This is a genomic window from Mycobacterium neumannii (assembly GCF_048452905.1).
Taxonomy (GTDB): domain Bacteria; phylum Actinomycetota; class Actinomycetes; order Mycobacteriales; family Mycobacteriaceae; genus Mycobacterium; species Mycobacterium neumannii_B.
The window spans coordinates 28537-29708 of the sequence record NZ_JBCGVF010000001.1; the positions used below are offsets into that span (position 1 = coordinate 28537).

Genomic DNA, 1172 nt, shown 5'->3' on the forward strand with positions numbered 1-1172 from the left:
GGCGAGGATTGCCGGCTCCCGAAAGTCCAGCCGGAACGGCGCCCCTGACGAAACGGGACTTCGCCTCAGGCCTTCACAAAGGAGCACATTCGGTACGGCACTCGCCCAATGCGCATCGCGTCGACTCCTTTCGCATCCGCGTAGCGGGACGAGGCGCGGGAAAAGGGGCGCACCAACGCCGGCATGAGGCTGTAAATCCGAGTGAGTCTTTGTTCTGTATTCAGGTCCATCGCGCGCACGACCTCGGCATTGATGAGCCTGTTCGAGAGCATCTTGAGAGGAGCATTCTCCAGCGCATCCTCCCAAGCGGTGACGGTTCCGGGAGATCTGAAATCGGTGTAGAGCAGGTGCCCTCCGGGACGCAGCACGCGCGCCACCTCATCGAGGAAACGAGAGAATCTGGGGTAGTGAACCGAGGACTCCACGTTGATCACCGCGTCGAACGATTCGTCGGCAAAAGGAAGGTCTTGGGCGTCGCCTTCCATGAAATCCAGATTCGGCACATCATGCCTTCGCCGGCAATACGCGATCCCGGCTGCATTCAAGTCGAGGCCGGTATAGGAAGCGGGGTGCAGGTAGCGCGCCAGGTATGAGGCACCGCCGCCGTGGCCGCAGCCGACCTCCAGGACGACCTTCCCGCTGATATCCGCTTGAGTAGCCGTGGCGTGGTAAAGCTGGATGTAATACCGATCGGGCTCATCGTCGACTTCCAAGGGCAGACCCAGCGGAGGATCTTCCTCGTATCCCACATTGAGGAACGCTGAGTCGCCGGGATTGAGCCGACGGGTGAAATATCGATACATCGAACGGTGTAGGCGATTCAGCCCTACCTCATCGATCGATTGAAAAGCTTGGCGAACGCGGTCTTTCACTTCCATGGTTGAAGCATGGCAGAACCGGACAGCTGATGCAGCGAATTCCCGACGAGTAGACAAGATTAGCCAGAACTGCTGTAGTCCAGACGATCCCATTAGTCAGAAGTAAGGCGCAGCAAATGAAGCGCCCGTCGGCTCGAGGTGTTTCTCACCCGAAACCGAGGCGGTCACTCGACGGTCACGCAGTGACTGACATTCACTCGTCAACCTGCAGCGAGTGAAGTAGCAGCAAGTCAGCGGACACTGAGGCGAGCAGCACCGAGACTCAGACCGACCGGCAATATAGATTTATTCGCA

At 58.5% G+C, this 1172-nt stretch carries 1 protein-coding gene; it reads right to left on the bottom strand.

Annotation, left to right across the window (positions count from 1 at the left end; genetic code table 11):
* Window positions 1–65: 65 nt before the first annotated feature.
* Window positions 66–878 (bottom strand): phthiotriol/phenolphthiotriol dimycocerosates methyltransferase, encoded by an 813-nt coding sequence (locus AAHH99_RS00115; RefSeq protein WP_418766881.1) that lies wholly within the window; start codon window positions 876–878, stop codon window positions 66–68.
* Between the last annotated feature and the right edge of the window lie 294 nt (window positions 879–1172).

What these genes read in the sequence shown, in the direction of transcription:
- AAHH99_RS00115 (WP_418766881.1), bottom strand. Translation starts at nt 878, where the DNA reads ATGGAAGTGAAAGACCGCGTTCGCCAAGCTTTTCAATCGATCGATGAG.